The organism is Streptomyces sp. NRRL F-5630, assembly GCF_000719475.1.
GTDB lineage: Bacteria > Actinomycetota > Actinomycetes > Streptomycetales > Streptomycetaceae > Streptomyces.
In genome coordinates this window covers 1-21,688 of the sequence record NZ_JOGO01000055.1, presented here as the reverse complement: position 1 = coordinate 21,688, position 21,688 = coordinate 1, and the positions used below count along the sequence as shown (strand labels likewise).

The 21,688-nt window shown below is 73.5% G+C and carries 18 protein-coding genes; 5 read left to right on the top strand and 13 right to left on the bottom strand.

What is annotated here, in order from left to right:
* Positions 1 to 2: 2 nt before the first annotated feature.
* Together IF99_RS0122555 and IF99_RS0122550 are read right to left on the bottom strand one after the other, a co-directional pair.
* Positions 3 to 713, bottom strand: coding sequence for a response regulator transcription factor (locus IF99_RS0122555; protein ID WP_199806537.1), 711 nt, complete (start codon positions 711 to 713; stop codon positions 3 to 5).
* The gene (locus tag IF99_RS0122550) at positions 710 to 2,470 is read right to left on the bottom strand and encodes a sensor histidine kinase (protein ID WP_030998635.1); all 1,761 of its coding nucleotides are present in this window, start codon (positions 2,468 to 2,470) and stop codon (positions 710 to 712) included. The genes IF99_RS0122555 and IF99_RS0122550 overlap by 4 nt, the downstream gene beginning before the upstream one ends.
* Positions 2,471 to 2,781: 311 nt before the next feature.
* Between IF99_RS0122550 and IF99_RS0122545 the strand changes: the two genes are divergently transcribed.
* The 5 genes from IF99_RS0122545 (at position 2,782) to cseC (ending at position 7,839) form a co-directional block, all read left to right on the top strand.
* Complete coding sequence (locus tag IF99_RS0122545; protein WP_037827335.1) at positions 2,782 to 3,750, top strand: A/G-specific adenine glycosylase; 969 nt, start codon at positions 2,782 to 2,784, stop codon at positions 3,748 to 3,750.
* A gap of 222 nt (positions 3,751 to 3,972) precedes the next feature.
* Positions 3,973 to 4,572, top strand: a complete 600-nt coding sequence (locus IF99_RS0122540; RefSeq protein WP_234340809.1) for a SigE family RNA polymerase sigma factor — start codon at positions 3,973 to 3,975, stop codon at positions 4,570 to 4,572.
* 377 nt (positions 4,573 to 4,949) lie between these two features.
* The gene (locus tag IF99_RS0122535; RefSeq protein ID WP_030998629.1) at positions 4,950 to 5,579 is read left to right on the top strand and encodes a hypothetical protein; all 630 of its coding nucleotides are present in this window, start codon (positions 4,950 to 4,952) and stop codon (positions 5,577 to 5,579) included.
* Between the two features lie 153 nt (positions 5,580 to 5,732).
* The gene (cseB, locus tag IF99_RS0122530) at positions 5,733 to 6,449 is read left to right on the top strand and encodes a two-component system response regulator CseB (protein ID WP_051703628.1); all 717 of its coding nucleotides are present in this window, start codon (positions 5,733 to 5,735) and stop codon (positions 6,447 to 6,449) included.
* Between the two features lies 1 nt (position 6,450).
* Positions 6,451 to 7,839, top strand: coding sequence for a two-component system sensor histidine kinase CseC (gene cseC / locus IF99_RS0122525; RefSeq protein ID WP_030998624.1), 1,389 nt, complete (start codon positions 6,451 to 6,453; stop codon positions 7,837 to 7,839).
* Between the two features lie 182 nt (positions 7,840 to 8,021).
* Here the strand turns inward: cseC and IF99_RS0122520 are convergent, their stop codons facing one another.
* From IF99_RS0122520 to panC, 11 genes are all read right to left on the bottom strand, one after another.
* Entirely contained in the window at positions 8,022 to 8,693 is a 672-nt protein-coding gene (locus IF99_RS0122520) for a M23 family metallopeptidase (protein ID WP_030998623.1), read from the bottom strand.
* Between the two features lie 1,434 nt (positions 8,694 to 10,127).
* The gene (locus IF99_RS0122515) at positions 10,128 to 12,653 is read right to left on the bottom strand and encodes an ATP-dependent Clp protease ATP-binding subunit (protein ID WP_030998621.1); all 2,526 of its coding nucleotides are present in this window, start codon (positions 12,651 to 12,653) and stop codon (positions 10,128 to 10,130) included.
* Between the two features lie 669 nt (positions 12,654 to 13,322).
* Positions 13,323 to 13,655, bottom strand: coding sequence for a histone-like nucleoid-structuring protein Lsr2 (locus IF99_RS0122510; RefSeq protein WP_030998620.1), 333 nt, complete (start codon positions 13,653 to 13,655; stop codon positions 13,323 to 13,325).
* Positions 13,656 to 14,264: 609 nt separating this feature from the next.
* A complete protein-coding gene (locus IF99_RS0122505; protein ID WP_030998618.1) occupies positions 14,265 to 14,813 on the bottom strand; it encodes an amino-acid N-acetyltransferase in 549 nt (182 codons plus the stop codon).
* Between the two features lie 10 nt (positions 14,814 to 14,823).
* Positions 14,824 to 15,495, bottom strand: a complete 672-nt coding sequence (locus tag IF99_RS0122500; protein WP_267882254.1) for a BlaI/MecI/CopY family transcriptional regulator — start codon at positions 15,493 to 15,495, stop codon at positions 14,824 to 14,826.
* A gap of 155 nt (positions 15,496 to 15,650) precedes the next feature.
* Entirely contained in the window at positions 15,651 to 15,833 is a 183-nt protein-coding gene (locus IF99_RS0122495; protein WP_030998616.1) for a hypothetical protein, read from the bottom strand.
* Between the two features lie 19 nt (positions 15,834 to 15,852).
* Positions 15,853 to 16,509 carry a hypothetical protein gene (locus IF99_RS0122490; protein ID WP_030998614.1) on the bottom strand — a complete coding sequence of 219 codons (657 nt, stop codon included), beginning with the start codon at positions 16,507 to 16,509 and terminating at the stop codon, positions 15,853 to 15,855.
* 267 nt (positions 16,510 to 16,776) lie between these two features.
* Positions 16,777 to 17,574 (bottom strand): type III pantothenate kinase, encoded by a 798-nt coding sequence (locus IF99_RS0122485; protein ID WP_030998612.1) that lies wholly within the window; start codon positions 17,572 to 17,574, stop codon positions 16,777 to 16,779.
* A 42-nt stretch (positions 17,575 to 17,616) separates the two neighbouring features.
* Complete coding sequence (gene nadC / locus IF99_RS0122480; RefSeq protein ID WP_030998610.1) at positions 17,617 to 18,669, bottom strand: carboxylating nicotinate-nucleotide diphosphorylase; 1,053 nt, start codon at positions 18,667 to 18,669, stop codon at positions 17,617 to 17,619.
* Positions 18,670 to 18,995: 326 nt separating this feature from the next.
* Positions 18,996 to 20,768, bottom strand: coding sequence for an L-aspartate oxidase (locus tag IF99_RS0122475; RefSeq protein WP_051703627.1), 1,773 nt, complete (start codon positions 20,766 to 20,768; stop codon positions 18,996 to 18,998).
* The coding region (gene panC, locus IF99_RS0122470; protein WP_051703626.1) for a pantoate--beta-alanine ligase at positions 20,765 to 21,688 on the bottom strand (924 nt) is incomplete at its 5' end. The genes IF99_RS0122475 and panC, both read right to left, overlap by 4 nt.

Genomic DNA, 21,688 nt, shown 5'->3' with positions numbered 1-21,688 from the left:
TCTCACCCCTCCTCCCCCACCGGCAGCCCCGCCTCGTGCGCGAGCACGGCGGCGCGGACCCGGTTGGGGACGCCGAGCCGGTCGAGGACGACGCTCACGTACGCCTTCACCGTCCCCTCGCTCAGGCCGAGCCGTTCCGCGATCCCCGCGTTGGACAGCCCGTCCGTGAGCAGGACGAGCACCTCGCGCTCCCGGGGCGTGAGCCGGGCCACCGCCCGCCGCGCCCCGGCGGCCCGCTCCAGGCGCCGCCCGCCGAGCCCGTCCAGGACGTGCCGGGTCACCCGGGGCGCGAGGAAGGCGCCGCCCGCCGCCAGCGCCCTCACCCCGGCGATGAGTTCGTAGGGGTCACCGGACTTGAGCAGGAAGCCCGCCGCGCCCCCGGCGAGCGCCCGCTCCACGTACTCCCCCTCCGAGAACGTCGTGAGCATCCCGACCGCCGTGTCCGGCAGCAGGCGGGCGAACTCCTCCGCCGCCCCGAGCCCGTCGAGCACCGGCATCCGCACGTCGAGCAGCGCCACGCCGGGGCGCAGCCGCAGGCCCTCGGCGACCGCCTCGCGCCCGTCGCCCGCCTGCCCGACGACCTCGATGCCCGGGGCGCTCGCCAGGATCGCCGCCACGCCCTCGCGCACGAGCCGTTCGTCGTCCGCGAGCAGCACCCGCACCGGGTCCCCGGCCCCGGGCGGCTCCGCTTCCGTCCCGCGCTCCCCTCTCATCCGCCCAGCTCCCCGAGTTCCCTGCGCGCGTCCCCGGCCACGCCCGCTCCCGGCACGACGGTCTTGTCCACGAGGCGTCCGTTCTTGAAGCACAGCCGGTAGTGGTCCATGCTCACGAAGAGATCCGGCACCGCCCGGTAGTAGCGGCAGGCGGCCCCGGCCGGTCGCGCGGGCTCCCGCTCGACCGGCACGTCGCCGACGGTGCGCGCGGGGAGCCTCGGCGCGAGGTCCGCGTACGACGTGCCCAGGCGGGCGCTCGCGTAGACCCGCCCGTCGAGCACGGAGTGGCCTCGGCTGTACGCGTACCAGCCGAACCCGCCGCCGAGCAGTACCGCTCCGGCCACGACACCCGCGACGAAGAGCCGCCGCAACCGCCCCGGCCCGAACACCGGTCCCGCACCGGAGGCACCGAACGCCCCTGCCGCACCGGGCACCGACCCCATGCCGAGCGGTGCGTTCGCCCCGGCCACCTCCGGCCCCCGCGCGGGCAGCCACACCTCCACGAGGTGGCCGCCGTCCTCCCGAGGACCCGCGTCGAAGCGCCCGCCCGCCGCACGGACCGCGCCCGCGAGCGCGCGCAGCCCCGAGCCGCCGCCTTTCGGAGCGAGCGGCCGGAGTGGCCCGGATGGCCGGGTCGCCGGACGGCCGGTCCCCCCAGCGGCCTCCGTGGCCGGTCCGCCCGAGGAAGCGGCGCCCGGCAGCCCGCCCACCCGCCCCGTGTCCGATCCCTCCGCCGGGCCCCCGCGCCCCGGCCCGCCCACCGGTCCGCTCGCGATCCGGAGGTGGGTGCCTCCGTCCCCCGGGGCGCAGGCGACCGTCACCTCGGCGTCCGGCGCGTACCGCGCGGCGTTGGTGAGCGACTCCCGCACGACGCGGTGGCGCAACCCCGTGTGCGCGTCGGGCCGCTCGGGCCAGGCCGTGACCCGTACCGCCAGGCCCGAGGCCACCGTGCGGCCGAGAAGGCGGTCCAGGTCGGGGGCGCGAGGAGGCTCGGGTGGGGGATCGCTCGGCGCCGGGCCCGGTTCTTCCGCGCGCAGCACCCCCACGATCTCGTGCAGCCGGTCCACCGCGTCCGCCGTCGCGGCGCGCAGCCCCGCCGCCGCCTCGCGATGCCGCTCCGGCAGGTCGGCGGCGACCTGGAGCGTGCCGGCGCGCAGCGCGAGGAGGCTCAGCTCGTGGCCCAGCGCGTCGTGCATCTCGCCCGCGATCCTCGCCCGTTCGCGCAGTGCCGCGCGCTCGGCGACGGCCCGCTGCTCCGCTTCGAGGCGGGCCGCCCGCGCCCAGCCCGCCTCGGCGAGCGCCCGGCGCTGGAGCCGGTACCTCCCGGCGAGCCAGGGGAAGACGACGAGGAAGAGGAGCACGGCGAGGAGCAGCAGCCATGCCGTGACCGGGTCCTCGGCACCCCACAGCACCCGCGCCGAGCCGGCGAGCAGGAGTGCCGCGCACGCGGCAGTGGTCTGCCGGGCCCCGCCGCGCAGGCCGAGGAGGTAGGCGAGGACGGGCAGCGCGAGGCCGTAGTCCGCGGTGAAGAGCGCGGTGCCGAAGGCGAGCCCGGGGGCCGCGGCGAGCAGCAGCGCCGTCGCCGGGTGGCGCCGCGCGCAGACGGCGGCGAGGGCGAGCACCCCGAGTCCGAGGGCCGTGGCCCCCCAGGGCACGTGTGCGACGAGACCGAGCAGGCGTGCCAGGACGACGGGCACGGCGAGGACCGCCCAGAGCCCGAGGGCCCGGACGCCGCGCGAGAGCGTGGACGCTGCCATGCTCCTCACGGTACGGGGCACCTCTGACAACAGTTCCGTGACCGTCCGGATACTGTGCGTCATGGCAGGTCATCGGCGTACGCCCGAGACGGCGCCCGCCCGCCCTCCGTTCGCGGTCCGCGGCGAGCAGCCTCGGCGCCCGGTCGCCCCGCGAGTCCCCCGGTCAGCACGCCCTGTGCACCCCTCTGTTGGCCCGGCCGCGCGTGCGCCGGGCGTGCGCCCCCTTTGTGCTCCACCCTCCCCGTCGTCACCCTCCCGCGAGAGGCGCGGCGAGTGGCCGGGAGGTGTGCACGTGGCAGGATTCGAGCGCCATGACTTTGCCCACGCACTCCGCCGCGTCCGTCCCCTCCCCCTCGCCCTCGGCGCCTCCCGAACGGGAGGGCGCATCGCTGCACGGCCCCGTGATCGCCTGGTACGAGGCGAACGCCAGGGATCTGCCGTGGCGGCGGCCCGAGGCCGGTGCCTGGGGGGTGATGGTCAGCGAGTTCATGCTCCAGCAGACCCCGGTGGCCCGGGTCCTGCCCGTCTACGAGGAATGGATGCGGCGCTGGCCGCGTCCGGCCGACCTCGCCAAGGAACCCTCGGGCGAGGCCGTCCGCGCCTGGGGCCGCCTCGGCTACCCGCGGCGCGCCCTGCGGCTGCACGGCGCGGCCGTCGCCATAACGGAACGGCACGGCGGCGACGTGCCCGAACACCACGCCCAGCTTCTCGCGCTGCCCGGCATCGGCGAGTACACGGCGGCGGCCGTCGCCTCCTTCGCTTACGGGCAGCGGCACGCGGTGCTCGACACCAATGTGCGGCGCGTACTCGCGCGGGCGGTGAGCGGCGAGCAGTTCCCGCCGAACGCGACCACGGCCGCGGAACGGCGCCTCGCGCGTTCCGTGCTGCCCGAGGACGAGGACACGGCGGCGCGCTGGGCGGCGGCGTCGATGGAACTCGGCGCGCTCCTGTGCACGGCGAAGGGCGAGCGGTGCGAGCCGTGCCCGCTCCGCGACCGCTGCGCCTGGCGGCTCGCCGGCAAGCCCGAGCACACCGGCCCGCCGCGCCGCGCGCAGACGTACGCGGGCACCGACCGGCAGGTGCGCGGAAAGCTCCTCGCGGTGCTGCGCGAAGCCCTGGAGCCGGTGCCGCAGGCGGCGCTCGACCGCGTGTGGCACGACCCGGCGCAACGGGCCAGGGCGCTCGACGGACTCGTCGCCGACGGCCTCGTGGAGCCCCTGGAGAACGGCCGCTACCGGCTGCCGGGACACCGCCCCTACCCGCCGCACCAGCCCCGCTGACCTCCCGCCGCCCCGCCTCCCCACCCCGCAAAACCGGCAAAGAACCCGTAAGGGTGCGCGACTCCCGCACTTCGGCGGGCTGTTACACAACCGATGGGTAGCTGTGCCTCCATCGACCGCCTCCTCGGAAGGCTCCGTTACACCCCCTCCGTAGCGTCAGCGCCGTGCTTCGACCAGAGCACACGGGGATACGGGGATCACGGGGACACGGAGGCGGATGAGATGGCGCAGGCGACAGTCGGCGACGGAGTGCGGGACGAGGCGGCGGGGGACGGGCTGCCCGAGGAGATCCTCGGTTTCGAGGAGTACGTACGGGCGCGGCAGGACGCCCTGCTGCGCAGCGCCCGGCGCCTCGTGCCGGATCCGGTGGACGCGCAGGACCTGCTCCAGACCGCTCTCGCGCGCACCTACCGCCGCTGGCAGGGCATCGCCGACAAGCGCCTTGCCGACGCCTACCTGCGTCGCGTCATGATCAACACGCGGACCGAGTGGTGGCGCGCGCGCCGTCTCGAAGAGGTGCCGAGCGCCCAGCTTCCCGAGGACAGCGTCGACGCGGTGCCGGACCCGACCGAGCAGTACGCCGACCGCTCACTGCTCATGGACGTGCTCTCCGTCCTCGCTCCCAAGCAGCGCAGTGTCGTCGTCCTGCGACACTGGGAGCAGATGTCGACCGAGGAGACGGCGGCGGCGCTCGGCATGTCGCCCGGCACCGTCAAGAGCACCCTGCACCGTGCTCTGGCCCGGCTCCGGGAAGAGCTGGAGAGCCGGGCGCGTGAAGCGCGGGCGCAGGAACGTGAGGAGCTGGAGCGGTGCGTGGCCTAGGGCTTGTCCGCGAAGTCCTGCGCGGTGCCCGCGGTGTGCGGTACGTGCTCTCGACGCGTTGGCTCCGGATCCTCGTACGGGACGTACTCGGGTCCGTGGCCGGTGCGGCGAGAGGGCGTGCCGGGCGCCGGGGACGCTGTGCGGGACTTCGCGGACACGTTCTCGTCCCCCGGCGGTCCGGGCGTGCCCGGGTTCGTCTCGTCGCCGCGGGGGCGGGCGGGGCGCGGGGCGCGTCCGCCGGGGCGCTCGCACCACGGCGGACGAACGCCGTATCCGCCGCGGACCCGGCACTACCGGTCGCCGCCGGGCGGGAGCCGGGAAGCCGCCGGGGCCGGGGGGCTCGTACACGTGCGGCGGCGCGGTGGCGCGGGCTCGGCGTGGGAGCCACCGCGCTGCTCGCGGCCGGTGGCTGCGCCGTCGGGGGCACCGGTACGCGGGACGAGGGGCCCGCCCGGCCGGAGTCGGCGGCGCGGGTCAGTCCGGCGCCGAGCGCCTCGGAGCGCGCCTCGGTGCCGGTCATGAGCCAGCAGACGGTGGTCCGGCTGCTGCTCTCGGACGCCTCGGTGAGCGCGGAGACCAAGAAGGACCTCAAGCCGTGCGGCGGGCACGAATACCCGGTGGACGTCTCCTCGGGCGACCTCACGGGGGCCGGCGCACCCGACCTCCTGGTCAACGTCATGACCTGCGGGGACGCGGTGGGCGTGGCGAGTTACGTCTACCGCAAGGAGAAGTCGGGGTACGTGAGCGTCTTCCGGGCGGAGGACCCCCCGGTCTACGCGGAGATCGACCGGGGTGATCTGGTGGTGACCCGGCAGCTGTACAAGAAGGGTGACCCGGTCTCGTACCCGTCGAGCGAGGAGGTCATCACGTACGGCTGGCACGGGGGCGAGTTCTCGGAGTCGTACCGGATGCGGAACGACTACAGCAAGGCGGTCGGCGGAGACAACGGGGACAACGGGACCGGGGAGGACGACGGCGTCGCCGTCCCCACCACTCCCCCGGGGTGACGGCACGCACCGCCCGGGAACCGCTGGGCGCGGGCGGTGGAGGGCGGGAGCCCGCGGCGCCGGGCCCCTGCTGCGGGGTCCCGCGGTGCCGGGCCGGGCGCAGGCGGGGCCGGGCGAGTGGGCGGGGAACGACGGGAAGACGAGCAGACGGACATGGAAGAGCAGACACCACGGCGTGCGGGGGCGCGCGTCCTCTTCGTGGAGGACGACGACGTGATCCGGGAGGCGACACAGCTCGCGCTGGAGCGGGTGGGCTTCCGGGTGACGGCGGTCCCGGACGGCCTCCAGGGCCTGGAGTCCTTCCGCGCGGGGGCGCCGGACATCGCGCTGCTGGACGTGATGGTGCCCGGCATGGACGGGGTGAGCCTCTGCCGGCGCATCCGGGACGAGTCCACGGTGCCGGTCATCATGCTGTCGGCGCGCGCGGACAGCATCGATGTCGTGCTCGGCCTGGAGGCCGGGGCGGACGACTACGTGACGAAGCCCTTCGACGTGTCCGTCCTGGTGGCACGGCTGCGCGCGGTGATGCGCCGCTTCGGGCACGCCGGGGGCGGTCTCGGGCAGCCGGAGGAGCCGGAGACCACGGGGCTGCTGCGCTTCGGGGACCTGGAGGTGGACACCGAGGGCATGGAGGTCCGGCGCGGCGGGGAACGGATCGCGCTCACCCCCACCGAGATGCGGCTGCTCCTCGAATTCTCGGCGGCCCCGGGCACCGTGCTCAGCAGGGACCGGCTCCTGGAGCGGGTCTGGGACTACGGCTGGGGCGGGGACACACGGGTCGTGGACGTCCATGTGCAGCGGCTGCGCGCCAAGATCGGCCAGGACCGGATCGAGACGGTCCGCGGCTTCGGCTACAAACTGCGGGCCTAGCGTGACGGAGACGGAGCGGCACCCCGACAAGGAGCAGCGGCCGGAGGACACCGCGGCGGGGCGGGCGAAGGCGCCGTGGCGGGAGCGCCTGCGCAGCGTGTTCCATACCGGTCTGCGCTGGAAGCTGAGCGCGGCGATCGCCCTCGTCGGAGCGCTCGTGGCGATCGCGCTGAGCCTCGTCGTGCACAACGCGGCGCAGCTCTCGATGCTCGACAGCGCTCGTGACGTGCAGGACCAGCGGGTGCAGTTCGCGCAGCGCATCTACGAGACGACCGGGCGGCTCCAGTTCGGCGCCACCCTCGACGACCCGGGGCTGCCGAAGGAGCTGCGCGAGCGGGTGGCGAAGAACCGGCGGGCGACCTACCTCGCCTCCGGGCCCGGCGGACGGCCCGACATCTGGGCGGCGCTCCCGCTCAGCAACGGGCACGTCCTGTCCCTGCACACCCGCTGGTCGCCGCGGAAACAGCGGATCATGCGGGACCTCGACCAGGCTCTCGTGATCGGTTCGATCTCGGTGGTGCTCGGGGGCAGCGCGCTCGGGGTGCTCATCGGCGGGCAGCTCTCGCGGCGGCTGCGCAAGGCGGCGGCAGCGGCGCGCGAGGTGGCGCGCGGGCGGCGGGACGTGCAGGTGCGGCAGGCGATCGGGGGGATCGTACGGGACGAGACGGACGACCTGGCCCGGGCCGTGGACGCCATGGCGGACGCCCTGCGGCAGCGTCTTGAGGCGGAGCGGCGGGTCACGGCGGACATCGCGCACGAGCTGCGGACCCCGGTGACCGGGCTGCTCACGGCGGCGGAGCTGCTGCCACCGGGGCGGCCCACCGAGCTGGTCAAGGACAGGGCGCAGTTGCTGCGCACGCTCGTCGAGGACGTCCTGGAGGTGGCAAGGCTGGACAGCGCGGCGGAGCGGGCCGAGCTGCAAGAACTGATGCTCGGGGAGTTCGTGGAACGGCGGGTCCGCACCTTCGACGCGGGCGTCTCCGTGCGGGTGCTGCGGGAATCGGAGGTGGTGACCGATCCGCGGCGCCTGGAGCGCATCCTCGGCAATCTGCTCGCCAACGCCGGGCGGCACGGCCAGGGCCCCGTCGAGGTGATGGTGGAGGGCCGGGTGGTGCGGGTGCGCGATCACGGTCCCGGGTTCCCCACCGAGCTTCTGCTGCAGGGCCCGAGCCGGTTCCGTACCGGCAGCGCGGACCGCTCCGGGGGCGGGCACGGTCTGGGGCTGACGATCGCGGCGGGGCAGGCGCGGGTGCTCGGGGCGCGGCTCACCTTCCGCAACCTGCTGCCGCCCGGCGCCGGGCCGGACGCCCCGGCCGAGGGAGCGGTGGCGGTCCTGTGGCTGCCCGAGCACGCCCCGACGGACGGCGGTGGGGCGCCCGACGCAGGCTGATCCCGTCCACGGAAGGGATCCGGCCCAGTGGACGGGAAGGGCCCCGGCCCGGTCGACACGGTGTGTCGCCGGGCCGGGGCCCTGGGGAGCGGTGGTGCGGCGCTCCCGTGGTGCGGTGCGGTGTGTGGTTCCGTGGTGCCGCTCCGCGGTACTGCTCCCTGGGTGGTGCTCAGGGGGTCCGGTCAGACCGTCACGCCCATCTTGTGGAGGAAGTTGACCGGGTTGACGGCCGAGCCGTAGTTCGGCGTGGTGCGGATCTCGAAGTGGAGGTGCGGCCCACTGGAGTTACCGGTGCTGCCGGACTTCGCGAGGTGCTGGCCGGTCTTGACGGTCTGGCCGACCTTCACGTCGATCTTCGAGAGGTGCGCGTACTGCGAGTACAGCTTGTAGCCGTGCTTGATGACGATGGCGTTGCCGTAGGCGGGGCCGTCACCGGCGCCGATCGGGCCGGCCTTGACGACGGTGCCGGAGTGCGCGGCCATCACGTTGGTGCCGGTGGGCACGGCGAAGTCCTGGCCGGAGTGCTTGTGCGCCCAGCGGGAGCCGCCGTTGCCGTAGCTCGCGGAGAGCTCGTACTTCTTGACCGGGTCGATCCAGGACTTGGCGGTCTTGGCACCGGCGGCCTTGGTCTTGACGGTGTGCTCGGCGGCCTTCGACTGCGCGTCGGCCTGGGCGGTGACGCCGGCCGCGCTGACAGTCGGGATGACCTTGGTGGTCTGCGTGCCCGTGTCGGCGGCGACCGCGGCCCCCGCCCCGAGCACCGCGACGGCACCCACACCGGCGGCCATGAAGGCGGCGCGGTTGCGGAGACGGGCAGTGGTGCGGGCGTTCGAGGACGTGGTGCTCTTCGGCATGGGGTGAGTACCTCCGAGTGGGGGGATTCCGGCGGATTGCCGGGGCGACAACCCCATTGGTAACAAGCCCCCCAGAGCATCCAAAACAGGGCATCTACTACGAAATTACGTAGCCCTCAGACTCTTTCTCGGCGCCGGAACAGCCCCTTCTCGCGCCTGTGAGCTGGCTTACGTGACGCCGCCCACAAGGAGAAAGCGCAGGTGAACGGCGGTATGGGACAGGATGCGCGATGGAAACGCCGACTGCCGCCCGGAATACCCCCGGAACCAATTGAGGTGCTTTGTCCGCATTTATCCACTAATACACGTAGTACGTGACGCAGGTCCTGTGCCTCACGTCACGCGCAGCCCCTTTTCCGGGCCTTCTCCACTCCCTGCGGGAGTGACCGCGACCACGTCCAAGACGCCGGAAAGGCCCTCGGACGCCTCTACGCGGGCGGCCGAGAGTGAAGCTACGGTCACGCGGTGAGGTCAGAAGGCCCCCTCTCGACAGTCCGTACGGCCGTGCTCGGGGACTGCTCCGTGGCGGGGACACGGCGTTCGACGGGCTGGCGGCTCGGGGCGCGCGGGAAGCACCCGCCCGGGGGCTGCTTCGTGCCCGACCGCGAGCGGCGGGGCCGTGGCGTACGCGGGCGCCTTGCGTACGGCCGTCGGGCGCCTCGGCCGAGAGCCGGGTGCGCTCTCGGTCTTCGGGCGGGACCAGGCGCGGCGGCCCTGCGGGGACAGGTCCTCGCGCGGACGTCCTCGCCGGGGGGCGGCGGGTGCATGGCGCGCTTCCTCGCCGTGTGGCGGGTGCACGGTGTGCACTGGCCGATGCGGGAGGCGGCCTCGCGTGGCGCGCTGGTCTGCGGCGTCTGGACGGGGGCGAACCGCCGGGCCGTACGCCCCGCTCACCGACGTGTACGGCCCACTCGCCCCCTGTGACGAGGGCGTTGGGCACCTCGGGCGGCTCTCTGTCCGCACTACGGGCTACGAGGCGGCCTGCCGCCCCGCCTCCCGCGCCGCCATCGCCGCTGAAGCGCTGTCGATGGCTGGGCGGCTGGACGACGGAGCGGCGGCCCGCCTCTCCGTACGTCTCCCGATCACCGGCCCCCGGCCCGTACGAGGCCGTCACCCGCACTCCCCGAGGCCACCTCCTCCGTGAGGAGCACGACGGCGGCGGGGCCCGCGCGGAGACCTCCCGGGAGGCACGCCACCTTGGCTGAGCGAAGGCGGCGGGGGCCACAGACAAGAGCGGCGCCGGGGCCCACGCCGGGCGGCGCGCCCCAGCGCCCGCACCGTCGTCCACCCGGGTCGGCACGCCCAGCCGCACAGGCGACAGCGCACGACACGCGTCTCAGCGGCACCGCGCACGACACAGCGCGAAGGCCCCGCCTCCTCCCGTACGGGAAAAGGCGGGGCCTTCGCGCTGGGGGCCGGGCTCCCTGTGGGGGCTCAGCTCTCCTTGGTCAGGTTGGGGCCGCCACCGGTGGCGGACTCGACCGGGGGTGCGTCGGGGAGCGTGGACTTCTCCTCGCCGCGGAAGGTGAAGTTCTCGTTCTCGCCCTCACCCTCCGTGTCGACCACCACGATGTGACCGGGGCGCAGCTCGCCGAAGAGGATCTTCTCCGAGAGCACGTCCTCGATCTCGCGCTGGATCGTGCGACGCAGCGGACGGGCACCGAGCACGGGGTCGTAACCGCGCTTGCCGAGGAGCTTGCGGGCCGGCTGGCTGAGCTCGATGCCCATGTCGCGGTCCTTCAGCCGCTCGTCGACCTTGGTGATCATCAGGTCGACGATGCGGGTGATGTCCTTCTCGGTGAGCTGCGGGAAGACCACCGTGTCGTCGACACGGTTGAGGAACTCGGGGCGGAAGTGCTGCTTCAGCTCCTCGTTGACCTTGGCCTTCATGCGCTCGTAGCCGGTCTTCGTGTCGCCCTGGACGGCGAAGCCCAGGTTGAAGCCCTTGGAGATGTCGCGGGTCCCCAGGTTGGTGGTCATGATGATCACCGTGTTCTTGAAGTCCACGACACGGCCCTGGGAGTCGGTCAGGCGACCGTCCTCCAGGATCTGGAGCAGCGAGTTGAAGATGTCCGGGTGTGCCTTCTCGACCTCGTCGAAGAGGACGACGGAGAACGGCTTGCGGCGCACCTTCTCGGTGAGCTGGCCGCCCTCCTCGTACCCGACGTAGCCGGGAGGCGAGCCGAAGAGACGCGAGACGGTGTGCTTCTCGCTGAACTCCGACATGTCGAGGGAGATCAGCGCGTCCTCGTCCCCGAAGAGGAACTCGGCGAGCGTCTTGGCCAGCTCCGTCTTACCGACGCCCGAGGGGCCGGCGAAGATGAACGAGCCACCGGGGCGCTTCGGGTCCTTGAGCCCGGCACGCGTGCGGCGGATCGCCTGCGAGAGCGCCTTGACGGCGTCCTCCTGGCCGATGACGCGCTTGTGGAGCTCGTCCTCCATGCGCAGCAGGCGCGAGGACTCCTCCTCGGTGAGCTTGAAGACCGGGATGCCCGTGGCCGTGGCCAGGACCTCGGCGATCAGCTCCTCGTCGACCTCGGCGACGACGTCCATGTCGCCGGCCTTCCACTCCTTCTCCCGCTTCGCCTTCGCGGCGAGGAGCTGCTTCTCCTTGTCGCGGAGCGAGGCCGCCTTCTCGAAGTCCTGCGAGTCGATCGCGGACTCCTTGTCCCGGCGGACACCGGCGATCTTCTCGTCGAACTCGCGGAGGTCCGGCGGCGCGGTCATGCGGCGGATGCGCATCCGGGAGCCGGCCTCGTCGATGAGGTCGATCGCCTTGTCGGGAAGGAAGCGGTCGGAGATGTACCGGTCGGCGAGGGTCGCGGCGGCGACGAGCGCGGAGTCGGTGATGGAGACCCGGTGGTGCGCCTCGTAGCGGTCGCGGAGGCCCTTGAGGATCTCGATGGTGTGCGCGAGGGAGGGCTCGGCGACCTGGATCGGCTGGAAGCGGCGTTCGAGGGCCGCGTCCTTCTCCAGGTACTTGCGGTACTCCTCCAGGGTCGTCGCGCCGATCGTCTGGAGCTCGCCGCGGGCGAGCATCGGCTTGAGGATCGAGGCGGCGTCGATCGCGCCCTCGGCGGCACCCGCGCCGACGAGCGTGTGCAGCTCGTCGATGAACAGGATGATGTCGCCACGGGTGCGGATCTCCTTGAGGACCTTCTTCAGGCGCTCCTCGAAGTCACCGCGGTACCGGGAGCCGGCGACCAGGGCGCCGAGGTCCAGGGTGTAGAGGTGCTTGTCCTTGAGGGTCTCGGGCACCTCGCCCTTGACGATGGCCTGCGCGAGGCCCTCGACGACGGCGGTCTTGCCGACGCCGGGCTCGCCGATGAGGACCGGGTTGTTCTTGGTGCGGCGCGAGAGCACCTGCATGACCCGCTCGATCTCCTTCTCGCGCCCGATGACCGGGTCGAGCTTGGATTCGCGGGCGGCCTGCGTCAGGTTGCGGCCGAACTGGTCGAGGACCAGCGAGGTCGAGGGCGTGCCCTCGGCGGGGCCGCCGGCCGTCGCCGTCTCCTTGCCGGTCTGGTAGCCGGAGAGAAGCTGGATGACCTGCTGACGCACCCGGTTCAGGTCGGCGCCGAGCTTCACGAGGACCTGGGCGGCGACGCCCTCGCCCTCGCGGATCAGGCCGAGCAGGATGTGCTCCGTGCCGATGTAGTTGTGGCCGAGCTGGAGGGCCTCGCGGAGCGAGAGCTCCAGGACCTTCTTCGCCCGGGGGGTGAAGGGGATGTGCCCGGACGGGGCCTGCTGGCCCTGGCCGATGATCTCCTCCACCTGCTGGCGGACCGCCTCCAGAGAGATCCCGAGGCTCTCCAGGGCCTTAGCGGCGACACCCTCACCCTCGTGGATCAGCCCCAGAAGGATGTGCTCGGTGCCGATGTAGTTGTGGTTGAGCATCCGGGCTTCTTCCTGAGCCAGGACGACAACCCGCCGCGCGCGGTCGGTGAACCTCTCGAACATCGTTAATCGCTCCTCAGAGCGGTCAGGCAGTAAAGGGGTCGGTCCCCTCTCTGTCCTTCCGCAGCTTAGTCCCGCAAGCGGGGACCGCTCGGGTCCATCCCCGCCTCCGCGGGGACCAGCGTCCTTCCTGAACTGCTGAACGAACTCACTAACACTGATGGTGCGAGACGATGTTCCCCCGGGCCAAGCCGATACCCGCTCCATCGCTACGCCGATGGCGAACGCCGGGGCCCGGGGCCGCCGCGTCGCCCCTCCCTACGAGGAATGTCTTACCCCCGAGCAGGGACAGTCCATGCGGCACGACCCCACCCCCTCCGCTACGGGCGAACACCCTTGCGCGCCCCCGGCTCCCGTCACCGCACCACCACGCGCACGCCCTGTCCGCACGCACGCACTCCCCGTAACTACGGGGAGGTCCGCGTAGTTCCCGCGAAGCACGGGAAAAGGGGCGCGTATCCGGCGGGGCGGAGAGGGAGGACCGAAAGGCGTGCGCGGCGGGGCGCTCAGGGACGACCGCCGGAGGCCCGGCTCACGTCCCGGCGGCGCGCCGACGCGTACGGGGGCGCCGCCGGGCGCGTACGTCGGGCCCGCGAGCCCCCGTACAGCGCGGGCCGCGCCCTCTCCCGTACCGCGCGGGCCGCGCCCTCTCCCGTACCGCACGCGAGGGGCTCAGCGGTGCGCGTCCTCGTACGCCTGGCGGACGGCGCGGGACACACGGCCGCGGTCGTTGACGTCCAGGCCCTGCTCCTTGGCCCAGGCGCGGATCGCCGCGGTCTCCTCGCTGCTGCCTGCGGAGGAGCGCGCCTTCGCACGGGCGCCGCCGCGCCCGCCGGTGCGGCGGCCACTCTTGATGTAGTCCTCAAGCAGGCCGCGGAGCTTGTCCGCGTTCGCCGTGGTGAGGTCGATTTCGTAGCTCTTGCCGTCGAGCGCGAACGTCACCGTCTCATCGGCCTCGCCGCCGTCGAGATCGTCGACGAGAAGGACCTGAACCTTCTGGGCCACTGGATTTCCTTTCATCCCTAAATGCAGTACGCCGGAAAGCAAACCGCTTTTTCCGGGAAAACACAAACCCCTCGGAGATGCTGAGGAGAGACTGCGCAGAGCCGACGCACGGGAAACATGCGCGTTTCGGACATAGGCCACAGCAGGTCCGGGGCCGCGGAATGGGCCGGGATTGCCGTCCCCAAACAGCACGGGAAGAGGAGGGGAAGACCCCGGGGAACGGACGCCGAAGGGACGGCAAGGGGCCGGAAGGCGGGACAAGCTTTGGCCAGCGCCTCCCTTTGGCATACGTGCGGGCATAGGGCTGGGCTTACGGCGGGGCATAGCTCCGGGCATAGGGGTGGGCATACGCGCGGCCATAGGCGGAGTGATAGGCGTACCGATAGACAAGCCCGAGGCGCAGGCAAAGCCGCGTCTATCGCGTGCCCGCCAGGACCCGCGCGAAGGGCGAGGGTACGAGCAGCGGCGTCCCCCTTCCTCGCACGTCAGAGGGCGCGGCGACTGCGCCGCGTCCCCGCGCGCGCACTGTTCGTACGGAAAACGCGGGATGCGCGGCACGCGGAGAACGGGACGTCCAGCGGATGAGGATGGCGGGAAGACCCGGCGCGTTCAGAGATGCAGCAGCATCCGGTAGTTGCCCAAGGTGTTGGGTTTCACTCGTTCGAGGTCGAGGAACTCGGCGACGCCCTCGTCCGGGGAACGCAGCAGTTCGCTGTAGACCTCGGTGTCGACGGGGGTCTCGCCGATCTCGACGAAGCCGTGCTTGGCGAAGAAGTTCACTTCGAAGGTGAGGCAGAAAACTCTCCGGACCCCGATCCAGCGCGCGGTGTGGAGGAGCTTCTCCAGCAGGAGATGACCCACTCCCGCGCCCTTGAGCGCGGGGTCGACGGCGAGCGTACGGACTTCGGCGAGGTCCTCCCACATGATGTGCAGCGCCCCGCAGCCGACGACCTCCGCGTTGTCGTCGCGTTCCGCGACCCAGAACTCCTGGATGTCCTCGTAAAGGGTCACGGTCGCTTTGTCGAGCAGGATGCCGCGCCGCGTGTAGGGGTCGAGCAGCGCGCGCACGGCCGCCACGTCGGCGGTACGGGCGCGGCGCACCGAGACGGCGGGCGCGGGGTGGGGGCCTGGGACGGGCGGTACGGCTTCGCTGGACATGATCGCGACGCTACCGCTCGCCGTCACCGCCCACGGTCCCGGGTGCCGAGGGAAAGGGGGGCTCGGGCTCGGCGGGGGGCTGGGAGTCGGGCTCGGACTCGACGGAGGGGTCCGGCTCTGCGGAGGGGTCCGGCTCTGCGGAGGGCTCGGGCTCGGCGGAGGACTTGGGCTCGGGCTCGGCGGGAGACCCGGCGGGCTGGGACCCGTCGGCAGGCTGGGACCCGTCGGCGGGCTGGGGCTGGGCGGGCGGCGCGGGCGCGGCGGAAGGCGCGGACTCACCGGTGGGCGCGGCCTCCGCGGCAGGGCGCTGCGCTGTCCCTTCAGGTCCCTGCACCATCCGCACCGCGTCGCGCAGCGCCTCCTGCTGGTCGGCGCTCATCATGCGGAAGAAGGCGACGAGCGCCGCGGCGCGGTTGTCGCTGCGGCCCCAGTCCTCGTTCATGAGGGAGGCCGCATAGGCGTCGCGCGTGGAGACGGCCTCGTAGCGGTAGGCGCGGCCCTCCGACTCGCGGCGGACCCAGCCTTTCTGGTGGAGGTTGTCCATGACCGTCATGACGGTCGTATAAGCGATGGAACGCTCCAGCTTCAGGTCTTCCAGGACTTCGCGGACCGTGACCGGACGGTTCCACTTCCATACGCGGGTCATCACCGCGTCTTCCAGTTCTCCCAAAGGACGGACCACGCGTGCACTCTACGTGCACAAAGCGTCACCATCTCGTCGATTCACGGCAATTCCCGCCGCCACACGGCAAAAGGGGTGCGTGTCCCGGCGGGAACCCGTCAACGGGTCCGGGGACACGCACCCCTCGTGACGGCGGCCGCGCGAGGCGCGGGGCGTCAGTCGCGCGCGGCGCCGTGCTCCGTACGGGGGCCGCTCTCGGCGCGGGCGAACGCCGCGTCGACGGCGGCGTCCTCCTTGTTCTTGGCCGCGCCGCCCTGGGTCTTGACGATGACCCTGACGAGACCGATGAAGAAGACGGCCATCACCACGGGCGGCACGAGTGCGGAGACGTAGTCCATGGGCTCAGAGTAGACCGGCTCAACCGGCCGCGAGCTTCTGGGGTGGTGTGTCCGCGGTGTCCGCATTCAGGTCCGGGTCCAGGAAGGCGTACCGGGAGCCGGGAGGAGAAGGGCGGCGCTTGGGCGGGAAGACCTCGGCGGGGGTGGGGACGGCGCCGGGGCGGCGGGCGGGCTGGTCGGGCTTGCGGGCGGGGGTCGCCGGTTTCGCGGGGGCGGGCTTGGCGGGGGCCGGCTTCGCGGGCTCGTCGGCCGCGCGGCCCCCGGGAAGGGCGCGCAGCGGGGTACGCGGGCCGGGGGCGAGGGCGCGGCCCGCGAGGCGGGCCCGTACCGCCTGCTCGGCGAGGGCCTGGCAGCGCACGAGGAGGCGCGCGGCGGCGGGTTCGTGGCGCAGGGCGCGCAGGGCCGCGAGGTCGTCGGGGCCCGGCTGGTACCCGGCGTCGAGCGCCTCGGCCAGGAGCGGGAGGAATCCGGCGAGGCTGCCGGGGAGGGCGGCGCGGTAGCGCGCGAGGTCGGCCACGAGGAAGGCCCGCAGCCGCGCGGCCTCGTCCACGGCGGCGTCGACCGCCTGCGAGAGGCGGAGGCAGTCGCGGACATCGTCCGCACGGGCGGGTCCTGGCAGCAGGGCGAGGGCGAGGGCACGGCGCACGACGCGCACTTCGTCCGCGCCGAAGACCATGCCGCCCCGGGAAGATCCGTATGGCGTGGGCATGGAAGGACGATACGCACATAACGGGCGAAAATGTGGTTATTGGGGCGGTGGCGTCTCGCGGGCGGGGGGACGCCGCCCACGGTCAGAGGCGCCACGCGCCAGCGGGGGGCGTGCGCCGCGCACCAGCGGAGGCGCCATGCGCGCGCGGCCGGAGGAGCTGACGCCGCGCCCCGTCCCGGCGTCCCCCGCTCGCCGTACCCCTACGCCCCGCGATCCGCCCCGTACCCCCTCATCTCACCGCCGCCCGGCGTTCCTCTCGTACACGAGCCGCAGCCCGATCAGCGTCAGCCAGGGCTCGTGGTGGTCGATGACCGCGGCCTCGCCGAGGACCATCGGGGCGAGGCCGCCCGTGGCGATGACGGTGACGTCGGCGGGGTCGGGGGCGAGTTCGCGGGCCATGCGCTGGACGACGCCGTCGACCTGGCCGGCGAAGCCGTAGAGGATGCCGGACTGCATCGCCTCGACGGTGCTCTTGCCGATGACGCTGCGCGGCCTGGCCAGCTCGATCTTGCGGAGCTGGGCGCCGCGCAGGCCGAGCGCCTCCACCGAGATCTCGATGCCGGGGGCGATCACGCCGCCGGTGTACTCGCCGCGCGCGGAGACCGCGTCGAAGGTCGTCGCCGTGCCGAAGTCGACGACGATCGCGGGGCCTCCGTAGAGGTGCTGCGCGGCGACGGCGTTGATGATGCGGTCCGTGCCGACCTCCTTGGGGTTGTCCATGAGGATCGGCACGCCCGTCTTCACGCCGGGCTCCACGAGGATCGCGGGGACGTCCCCGTAGTACCTGCGGCTGACCTCGCGCAGTTCGTGGAGCACGGCGGGCACCGTGGAGCAGATCGCGATGCCGTCGATGCCCTCGCCGAGTTCCATGCCGAGCAGCGGGTGGGTGCCCATGAGGCCCTGGAGGAGGACCGCCAGTTCGTCGGCGGTGCGGCGGGGGTCCGTGGAGATCCGCCAGTGCTCGACGATCTCCTCACCGTCGAAGAGACCGAGCACGGTGTGGGTGTTCCCGACGTCGATGGTCAGCAGCATCGCGAGTGTCCTGAGGGGGGAGGCGGGGGCAAGGGGGCGGGGTCAGCCGTTGGCCGGCTCGCGCAGGTCGAGGCCGATGTCGAGGATCGGCGCGGAGTGCGTGAGCGCGCCCACGGCGAGGTAGTCGACACCGGTCCCGGCGTAGGCGCGGGCGTTGTCGAGGGTGAGGCGGCCCGAGGATTCGAGCAGAGCGCGCCCGGCGGTGAGGGCGACGGCCTCCTCGGTCTCGGCGGGGGTGAAGTTGTCGAGCAGGACGAGGTCGGCGCCGGCGTCGAGGACCTCGCGGAGCTGGTGGATCGTGTCGACCTCGACCTCGACGGTCAGCCCGGGGAACATCTTCCGCACCGCCTCGAAGGCGGCGGCGACGCCTCCAGCGGCCACGACGTGGTTGTCCTTGACGAGCGCGGCGTCCGAGAGGGACATGCGGTGGTTGACGCCGCCGCCGCAGCGCACGGCGTACTTCTCCAGGGCGCGCAGGCCGGGCGTGGTCTTGCGGGTGTCTCGGACGCGGGCCTTCGTCCCGGTGAGCGCGTCGGCCCAGGCGCGGGTCGCCGTCGCGATGCCGGAGAGCCGGTTGAGCAGGTTGAGGGCGCTGCGCTCGGCGGTGAGCAGGTCGCGGGTGCGGGTCGTGACGCTGAGCAGCTTCTGCCCGGCGTGCACCGCGTCGCCGTCGGCGACGTGCCGCTCGACCTCGAACTCCTCCGTCGCGACGAGCGAGATGACGGCCTCGGCGATGTGCAGGCCGGCGACGACGCCGTTCTCGCGCGCGGTGAAGTCGGCGGTCGCGACGGCGTCGGCGGGGACGGTCGCGAGCGAGGTGACGTCCTCGCCGCCGTCCAGGTCCTCGGCCAGGGTCAGGTACGCGACGTCCTCGACGTGGACGGGGTCCAGGCCGCCGGCGGCGAGGAGCGCGGCGAGCGCGGGATCGAGGCCGCAGACGTCCTCGTCGTCCTCGTGGTCCTCGGCGTCGTGGCCGCCGCAGGCGCAGCCCGCGCCGCAGCCGCCGCTCGCGCCCGCGTCGTCCGCGGGCAGCAGCGGCAGCACGGCTGCGGGGGTGGGCTCGGTCGGCTCGGGCTGCTCGGGGCTGGTGCTCACGGTCGGGGCTCCTGGTGCGGTACGGGTGGTACGAGTCCCGCGGGCGGCGTGGTCGCGCCCGCGGGTGGTGCGCGTGGCCTCGGGTGGTGGCCGGGGTGCGCGTCGTGCGGTACGTACGAGTGTGACCGCCCGGAGCGCCGGGCGTGGCGCGTCGGGCGGTACGGGTACGTGCGTGCGTACGGACAGTACGCGCTCGCACGGACAGGCGGCTGCTCGTGCGGGCGTACGGACCGGTACGTACGACAGTCGTACGGAACGCGGGACCGGGTACGGGCGGGCGGGGCGCCCGGGTCGGGCGGACGTCTCACCCGTACGAGTGGGTGAGGTCAGTCGTGCGGGCGGGTCGGCGGGAAGGTGGTGCCGCTCGTGGGGCGCAGGCGCGGGGTGTGCGTCGAGGCGTCCAGGGTGACGACGATATGCCGTGCGCCCGCGGGCTCGTCGCGCTCGGGGTGGTCCTCGCGCCAGTGGCAGCCGCGGGTCTCCTCGCGCGCGAGCGCGGCCTCGGTGAGGACGCGGGCGACGGTGAGGAGGTTGGTGGCCTGCCAGGTGTCGACGCCGGGTTCGGCGGGCTTGGCGTCGGTGGCGCGGGCGCGCAGGGCGTCGAGCGCTTCGGCGGCGCCGCGGAGCGAGGCGGCCGAGCGGAGCACGCCCGCGCCCTCGCTCATCGCGCGCTGCACGGCGAAACGGTCCTCCGCGGCTTGCAGGACTTCGGCGCGGACCGGGGCGCCGACCGGTTCACTGGCCGGCTCGCGAACCGGCTCGCGGAGGGTCTGCCGTCCGTCGTCCGCGGCGCCGGAACGTTCCGCCGCCGTGGCGTGGCCCGCGATGAGGTGCGCGGCGATGCGTTCCGCGTAGACGAGCCCTTCGAGGAGCGAGTTGGACGCGAGCCGGTTGGCGCCGTGGACGCCGGTGCAGGCGACCTCCCCGCAGGCGTAGAGCCCCGGCACGGTCGTACGCCCCGCGGTGTCGGTGCGCACGCCGCCCGAGGCGTAGTGCGCGGCGGGCGAGACGGGGATGGGCGCGGTGACGGGGTCGATGCCGTGGGCGCGGCAGGCGGCGAGAATCGTGGGGAAACGGTTCTCCCACATGTCAGCGCCGAAGTGCCTGGCGTCGAGGAACATGTGCGTCGTGCCCTGCTCGCGCATCCGCCGGGTGATGGCCTTGGCGACGACGTCGCGGGGGGCGAGTTCGCCGAGTTCGTGCTGCCCGGTCATGAAGCGGACGCCGTCCGCGTCGACGAGGTGGGCGCCCTCGCCGCGCACCGCCTCCGAGACCAGCGGCTGCTGGCCCTCGGCGCCGGGGCCGAGAAAGAGGACGGTGGGGTGGAACTGGACGAACTCCAGGTCGCTGACCTCGGCGCCCGCGCGCAGCGCGAGGGCGACGCCGTCGCCGGTCGAGACCGGCGGGTTCGTCGTGGCGGCGAAGACCTGTCCCATGCCGCCCGTCGCGAGGACGACGGCGGGGGCGAGGACGGCGCCGACGCCGTCGTGCTGGCCCTCGCCCATGACGTGCAGCGTGATGCCCGCCGTGCGGCCCCCGGCGTCCTTGAGGAGGTCGAGGGCGAGGGCGTTCTCGATGGCCGGGATGGCCTGGGCGCGTACCGCTTCGACGAGCGCGCGCGAGACCTCGGCTCCGGTCGCGTCGCCGCCCGCGTGGACGATGCGGCGGCGGTGGTGTCCCCCCTCACGGGTGAGGGCGATCTCCGTACCGCCCTCCTCGGTGTCCTCGGTGTCGAAGCGCGCGCCCGTGCCGATGAGGCGACGCACGGCGTCCGGCCCCTCGGTGACCAGGAGGCGCACGGCGTCGGCGTCGCACAGCCCCACCCCGGCGACGAGCGTGTCGTCGAAGTGCTGCTCGGGCGTGTCGCCCTCGCCGAGCGCGGCGGCGATCCCGCCCTGCGCCCAGCGCGTCGAGCCGTCGTCCAGGCGCGCCTTGGTGACGACGACGGTACGCAGCCCGGCCGCCTGGCAGCGCAGCGCGACGGTGAGCCCGGCGACGCCGGAGCCGACCACGACGACATCGGCCTCGCGGTGCCAGCCGGGGGCGGGAGCGGGGAGGCGCAGGGTCTCGGGAGGTATCGGGGGCTGTTCGCTGCTCATGGTCTGGCTCCGGAGGCGGGAGAGGGTGCGGGCCCGGGGGCGGAGGCCAGCGGGAGGTTGTCGATGAGGCGGGTCGTGCCGACGCGGGCCGCGACGGCGAGGACCGCTTCCGCGGGGAACGCGCCGGTGATCTCTGTGAAGTCGGCGGGGTCGACGAGCGCGAGGTAGTCGAGGACGACGGGCGGCGCGCCGTGCGCGGCCTCGTCGAGTACCCGGCGCGCGGCGGCGCGTACGGAGGCGGGGTCCTCGCCGCGCGCGGCGGCGTCCTGGCCCGCGTACAGCGCTCGCGAGAGCGCGAGCGCGCTGCGGCGTTCGTCCTCGGAGAGGTAGCGGTTGCGGCTGGAGCGGGCGAGTCCGTCGCTCTCGCGCGCGGTGGGCACGGCGACGATCTCGATGCCGAAGGCGAGGTCGCGCACCATGCGGCGGACGAGCGCGAGCTGCTGGGCGTCCTTCTGTCCGAAGAGGGCGACGTCGGGGCGTACGAGGTGGAACATCTTGCCGACGACGGTCAGCATCCCGTCGAAGTGGCCCGGACGGCTCGCCCCTTCGAGGCGCTCGCCCATGGGGCCCGCGCTGATCCGCACCTCGGGCGCGCCGCCGGGGTAGACCTCGTCGACGGAGGGGGCGAGGACGTGGTCGGCGCCCGCGGAGCCCGCGATGTCGAGGTCGGCTTCGAGGGTGCGCGGGTAGCGGTCGAGGTCCTCGCCCGCGCCGAATTGCAGCGGGTTGACGAAGACGGTGACGACGACCTGGCCCTCGGGCCCGGCGAGCGCGCGGGCCTCGCGGATCAGGCTCGCGTGGCCTTCGTGGAGCGCGCCCATCGTCATGACGAGGGCGCGGCGCCCGGCGGGGCGCGGGAGGGCGTGGAGGGCCGCGGCGGTGGTGAGGAGGAAGGGGGGTGCGGAGGGGGCGTCGGGGGT